The organism is Methylomagnum sp. (genome assembly GCF_054333355.1).
The window spans coordinates 1-4876 of the sequence record NZ_JBTEKS010000337.1; the positions used below are offsets into that span (position 1 = coordinate 1).

The following is a 4876-nucleotide window of genomic DNA, read 5'->3' on the forward strand; positions in this document are numbered from 1 at the left end:
CGCCCTTCGACTCCGCTCAGGGAGCGAGCCGGATGACTGAACCCGTCGACGGGTGGGTATGAATGGCGCATCGCACTAATCACCCTACAAAAAAGTACCCGCTTACGGCGGTCTAAAAACCGGACCGGCATTATCCCCCAATCGGCCTATTGGCCTCTAACCTCATGATGGAAATAGCAAAATGACTCAAGACGAACTCAAGCGAAAAGTGGCGGAAGCGTCCTTGGAATACATCAAGGGCTATTCCGTGCTGGGCATCGGCACCGGCTCGACGGTCAACCACCTGATCGACTGCCTGGCCGACATCAAGGGCCAGATCGACGCCACCGTGTCCAGTTCCGTGAACAGCACCGAGCGCCTGAAGAAGCTGGGCATCCCGGTGCTGGACCTGAACGAGGTCGGCACCCTGGACATCTACCTGGATGGCGCCGATGAGATCAGCCCGCACAAGCATCTTATCAAGGGCGGCGGCGCGGCCCTGACCCGCGAGAAGATCATCGCGGCGGCCAGCCGGAAGTTCATCTGCATCGCCGACGACAGCAAGTGCGTGGACGTGCTGGGCAAGTTCCCGCTGCCGGTGGAGGTCATCCCCATGGCCCGCAGCTACGTGGCCCGCGAACTGGTGAAGCTGGGCGGTCAGCCGGTCTGGCGCGAGGGCTGCGTCACCGACAACGGCGGCCACATCCTCGACGTGCATAACCTCAACATCCTCAACCCCATTGAGATGGAGAAGGAGATCAACAACCTCGTTGGCGTCATCACCTGCGGCATCTTCGCCATGCGTCCGGCGGATTCGATCCTGCTGGGGACGGCGGACGGGGTGAAGTACATCCCTTAACGCCCGCTTATTCCCTCGCGCCCCTCTTTTCTTAAAGCGGGGCGGCGAGTGGAAATTAATACTGGGCTTCCTGAACAACCACGAGACTCCATCATGTCCGTTCCCGCCCAAAAAATCGCCACTTACGAAGACCTGCGCCAAGTACCGGATCATCTGATCGCGGAAATCATCCACGGCCAACTCATCACTATGCCGAGACCGTCCCCCAAACATGCGCGGGCGGCGTCGATCATGGGGGGCAAGCTGGTTCCGCCCTATGACGAAGGCAGCGGCGGTCCCGGCGGTTGGTGGATTCTGTTCGAGCCTGAATTGCACTTGGGACCGGGTCCGGAAATTATGGTGCCCGACTTGGCTGGTTGGCGGCGTGAGCGTTTGCCGACACTGCCCGAGACCGCTTATTTCGAGCAGGCACCAGACTGGGTTTTAGAGGTTTTGTCGCCGTCCACCGCCCGGAAAGACCGGGCCGTCAAGCTGCCCGTCTATGGGGAGTTCGGGGTGGGGCATGTTTGGCTGGTCGATCCCGATGTTCGGACGCTGGAGGTCTTTTCTTTGCGCGAAGGATTCTGGCGGTTGGAGCATGTTTACCAGGAGGCGGACGAGGTCTCGGCACCTCCATTTGAGGCCATGCGTTTCAGTTTGGCGGGATTGTGGCCGTAGGCAACATGACCAGCCCTTCGCCCATGCGCGCCATCCTCATCCACGGCATGGGCCGCACCCCGCTGGCGATGCTCATCCTGGCCGCAAGGCTCCGGGCGGCGGGATTCCGGCCCGTGCTGTTCGGCTATTCGGTGACGCTCGAAACCTGGGAAGGGTGTCTGGCGAGGCTGGAAAAATTCATCGGGCGGCACGCGGCGGGGGGCGGCTTCATTATCGTGGGGCACTCGCTCGGTTCCGTGTTGACCCGCGCTGTTCTGCCCAAGCTCACCCATCCGCCGGTGGCTTGTTTTTTCCTGGCCCCGCCGACCTTGGCTTGCGCCGCCGCCCGGCGACTCGCGCCCCGTGGCGTCTACCGGCGGCTCGCCGGGGAGATGGGCCAGCTTCTCGCCAACGAATCCTTCATGGCCGGGTTGCCGGCGCCCGGCGTGCCGACCAAGGTTTACGCGGGCACGGGCGGGCCGGTGGGGCGTTATTCACCGTTCGGGGACGAACCCAACGACGGCGTGCTGGCGGTGAGCGAAACCCGCCTGGATGGTGCCCCCATGGCGCAGGTGCCGGCCATTCATACCTTCATCATGAATAGTCGGGCGGTTGCCGCCGACATCGTGGCGACCGTCCAAGCGCTGGCCGGGCAGGCGTCATGACCCGGAGCGTCGCTCAAAGTTACCGGCGTTTTGTTTCTGGCACGGCAACTTCACGGTAAACACCGAACCCTTCCCGATCCCCGCGCTCTGAGCCGCCACCCGTCCGCCGTGCAGTTCCACCAGCCGCCGCGCCAAGGTCAAGCCCACCCCTAATCCGCCCTGACTGCGGGCCAAGGTCTCGTCGGCCTGCCGGAACGGTTCAAACACATGGGGCAGCAGCTCGGCGGAAATCCCCGATCCATTGTCCCGCACCCGGATGACCGCCTCCCCGCCGTCCACGGCGGTGTCCACCTCGATCCGCCCGCCCTCCGGCGTGTACTTCGCGGCGTTGTTCAGCAGGTTGCTCACCACTTGAATCAGCCGCGCCCGGTCGCCGTCGATCCGCGCCGATTCCGGCACCGGATGCACCACCAGCCGGTGTTGGCGGGAAAGAATCAGCGGCTGGCTGATCTCCACCGCCTGCTCGACGATGGCCCGCAGTTCCAGGCTTTCCCGCCGCAGCCTGATCTTGCCACGGGTGATGCGGGACACATCCAGCAGGTCGTCCACCAGCCGGGTCAACTGCGCCACCTGCCGCTCCATCACTTCCCGCGCCCATTGCGGCTTCGGGTCCTGTGGCAGGGTGCGCCGCAGTACCTCAATGGCGTTGCGGATCGGCGCCAGGGGGTTGCGCAACTCGTGGGCCAGCATGGCGAGGAATTCATCCTTGCGGCGGTTGGCTTCCTGCAAGGCTTGCTCGGCGATCTTCTGCGCCGTGATGTCCTCGGCGATCCCCAGGATGGACTCGATGGCGCCGGTCTCGCCGGACTCGGCCACCAGCCGGCAACGCAAATAACGCCCGCTTCCATCAAATTCAAACGTCGCCTCCTCTCCGCTCGCCATCACCTTGCGGCACAGGGCCTCGAACCGGCAGCGGTCGGCGGGATCGAAGCCCGCCTCGCGGGGCGTCTTGCCCAGCAGCACCTCCGGCGCGATGCCCGTATACCGCGCCACCGCCGGACTCACGTACAAATGGCGCAGTTCCCGGTCCAGCCGGAACACCACGTCGGGCAGATGCTCCACCAGGCTCTTGAAGGCCCGGCGGCTGTCGTGGAGTTCCCGCTCCATGGCGCAGCGCTCGCTCACCTCGTGGAAGGTGACGACCCCGGCGATGATCCGCCCGCCGTGGTCGCGGATCGGCGCGGAGCTGACTTCCAGGGCACCGCAGGTGTTGTCGCCGCGCAGAAAATACATGACCTCCCCTTCCACCGTCTCCCCGCCCCTCAGCGAGCGGGTCAGCGGCCATTCCAGCGGCAGATAGGGGCGCCCGTCGGTGTGAAAGCCCTGGTAGACCTGGTAATCGGCGATATTGTCGGCGGGCCGGAAAGGATGGCGCCAGATGCGCTCCACCTGAGCATTGCCCAGCAGCAAGCGGCCCGCCGCGTCGGCGATGATGACGCCGGAAGGCATTTGCGTCAGCACCGTGCTGAGCAGGGATTCATTCTTGCGGATGGCCTCTTCCAGCGCCTCCTTGCGCCGCCCCAGCCGGAATCCGGCGCTAGTCAGCCCGAAGGCGAGTAAGCCGGACAGGGCGGCGGTGCCCAGCATGGCGCCCGGACTGAGCGCCGGGTCCATGTGCTGGCGCAGATGCAAGCTGTTTTGGGCTTCCGCCTCGGCGATGCGGTGGCGCACGACCCGCATGGTTTCCTTGCGCCCGTTGGCCAGCACCACGGCCTCGGCGGCCTCGAAGCCCTGATCGCGGCGGGCCTCAATGGCCTTTTCCAATTCGCTGAGCCGGGTGGCGATGAGTGGCTCGATGGCGCGCAGCCGTTCCCCCTGCGCGGGGTGGGCGGCAACCCGGCTACTCAGGCGGGCCAGCAACTTGGGTAGCTGCCTGCGGGCATCAAGATAAGGCTCGAGATAATCGGGCCGACCCGTGATGAGATAGCCGCGCTCCCCGGTTTCCGCGTCCTTGAGGGTGGACAGCACGTCCTCCAGCATGATGGACACTTCGCTGGCGTATTCGACCGCCCGGCGAATCTCGATTTGGCGTTGGCGATGAAGGTTGATGACCCAGAGGGTGAGGATCAGGACGGCGGACAGCAAGCCAAGACCAAACCTGGCCCCTATCAAGCGGAACCACTCCATAGGCAGCTTTCCTCCGGCAGAGGGATGGATGAAATGGACGGGCGAGACGATTGATCGTCGCGGGCCTTCCTTGCCGCCAGCCCTGTTGGCTCATGCGTCGATAGGACAGGGCGGGTGTCGGGCAAGTTCCGGGCAAGCCCCGGTCCGTGGGATGGGTTCCGCCAGGGCGTTTTCAACATGAGTGTACGGCAGCGAGAAAGGCCGACCCGGTTTTCAAAACCGAGCCGGCCTACGTGAACGCCATAAACCCAAAATGAAAATGCTTTGAATTCAACCTTGCCCGATGGCCTTCAAGACGGTATCTATAAAGCCACAAAGTCACGAAGCATTAACCCTATTCCCATGAAGCAATACCACGACCTCATCCACCGCGTTCTCGAAGAAGGCGACGAGCGGGACGACCGCACCGGCGTCGGCACGCTGGCGGTGTTCGGCCATCAGATGCGGTTCAACTTGGCGGATGGATTTCCCCTGGTGACGACCAAGCAGCTCCACCTGCGCTCCATCATCCACGAGTTGCTGTGGTTCCTGCGGGGCGACACGAATATCGCTTATCTCAAGGCCAACGGGGTGTCCATCTGGGATGAATGGGCCGATGCGAACGGCGACC

The 4876-nt window shown here is 63.9% G+C and carries 5 protein-coding genes; 4 read left to right on the top strand and 1 reads right to left on the bottom strand.

The window, feature by feature from the left end; all coding sequences use genetic code 11:
- Positions 1 to 181: 181 nt before the first annotated feature.
- From rpiA to ACXWUF_RS18680, 3 genes are all read left to right on the top strand, one after another.
- Complete coding sequence (rpiA, locus tag ACXWUF_RS18670) at positions 182 to 838, top strand: ribose-5-phosphate isomerase RpiA (RefSeq protein ID WP_458496103.1); 657 nt, start codon at positions 182 to 184, stop codon at positions 836 to 838.
- 93 nt (positions 839 to 931) lie between these two features.
- On the top strand, positions 932 to 1495 hold the full coding sequence (locus ACXWUF_RS18675; RefSeq protein WP_458496104.1) for a Uma2 family endonuclease: 564 nt from the start codon (positions 932 to 934) through the stop codon (positions 1493 to 1495).
- Positions 1496 to 1500: 5 nt separating this feature from the next.
- A complete protein-coding gene (locus ACXWUF_RS18680; RefSeq protein WP_458496105.1) occupies positions 1501 to 2139 on the top strand; it encodes an esterase/lipase family protein in 639 nt (212 codons plus the stop codon).
- Here ACXWUF_RS18680 and ACXWUF_RS18685 read toward each other — a convergent pair.
- Complete coding sequence (locus tag ACXWUF_RS18685; RefSeq protein ID WP_458496106.1) at positions 2134 to 4266, bottom strand: CHASE3 domain-containing protein; 2133 nt, start codon at positions 4264 to 4266, stop codon at positions 2134 to 2136. The two genes, ACXWUF_RS18680 and ACXWUF_RS18685, sit on opposite strands and share 6 nt — an antisense overlap.
- A gap of 342 nt (positions 4267 to 4608) precedes the next feature.
- On the opposite strand from ACXWUF_RS18685, the gene thyA reads away from it, so the two are divergent.
- Positions 4609 to 4876 (top strand): thymidylate synthase (gene thyA / locus ACXWUF_RS18690; protein WP_458496107.1); only part of this gene is annotated, 268 nt, incomplete at its 3' end.